Raw genomic sequence first — 1,188 nt, forward strand, 5'->3', positions numbered from 1 at the left:
TGTCCCGTCCTGAATAAGGTTTACACCTTCTGACTTCTTTTCAGGAAGGTGCAATGGATACGGGCACGAAGCGCAGTCAGCGTGATTACACACTGGCTTTTAAATTATCGGTTGTCGACCAGGTCGAAAAAGGCGAGTTGAGTTATAAAGAGGCTCAGCGGCGCTATGGGATTCAGGGTCGGTCGACGGTGCTGGTTTGGTTACGCAAACATGGTCGCCAGGACTGGAGCCAAGGCGCCTCCATTCGTTCCCAGAGGATCAGACCTATGGACGAGCCAACCTTGCCACTGACTCCCGAGCAAAGAATCAAAGAACTCGAAGAACAACTGGCGCTGGCAACTCAGAAAGCCCAATTCTTTGAAGCCGTGGTCGATGTTCTGAAAAATGACTACGGCGTATCTGTCGTAAAAAAGCGACCCGGCAAGTCGTTGCGCAAACCCAAACCCTGAGTGTCAGCAGGGCTTGCCAATTTATGGGAATAAGCCGTCAGGCCTATTACAAACGCAACCGGGTCTACAGGGCTCGGGCCGACCAGGATCAGCAGCTCATAACGTTTGTAGAGAAGGTCCGTGCTCGCCAACCGTGCATCGGCACTCGCAAGCTGCATTCGATGATGCATGAGCAGCGTGAGCAACAGGAGCTCCATGTTGGCCGGGATCGTTTGTTCGCGGTTTTGCGGGAAAGCCGCCAGTTGGTCCGCAGAAAACGGGCGTATCACAAGACGACCGACAGCCATCATCGCTTCCGCCGACACCCCAATCTGCTGAAACCAAGCCCGGAACAAATAGTCGCTACCGGCCCAGAACAGGTCTGGGTGGCCGATATTACTTACCTGCCTACCCGTGATGGCGTTGCCTATTTGAGTTTAGTGACGGATGTCTTTTCGAGAAAAATAGTCGGCTATCACGTGCATGAAAGTCTGCACACCAACTCCGTGGTGCAAGCCTTTCGAATGGCTTTGAAGCGACGTCGAAGCGTTCAGAAACTAGTCCATCACTCGGATCGAGGCGCGCAGTACTGCTCGGCCCTTTATCAAGAAATGCACGCAAAGCATGGCATCACTTGCTCGATGACCGACGGCTACGACTGCTACCAAAACGCCTTGGCAGAGCGGGTCAACGGCATCTTGAAAACAGAGTTCTTGATCCACCGACCTGCGGATTTTGCGCAGGCCACACAGATGGTGCG

Annotated in this window: 1 protein-coding gene; it reads left to right on the plus strand. The window is 53.5% G+C overall.

The window, feature by feature from the left end; translation table 11 throughout:
* Nucleotides 1-53 precede the first annotated feature (53 nt).
* A protein-coding gene (locus ACM6IQ_RS22190) for an IS3 family transposase (protein WP_414879874.1) occupies nt 54-1,188 on the plus strand; the annotation gives its coding sequence in 2 pieces (ribosomal slippage) (nt 54-405 and nt 405-1,188; 1,136 coding nt annotated over the 2 pieces). This gene is flagged as partial in the annotation.

Origin of the sequence: Pseudomonas sp. IT-P100 (assembly GCF_949767185.1) — a bacterium.
In the GTDB taxonomy this organism is placed as follows: Bacteria; Pseudomonadota; Gammaproteobacteria; order Pseudomonadales; family Pseudomonadaceae; genus Aquipseudomonas; species Aquipseudomonas fluorescens_B.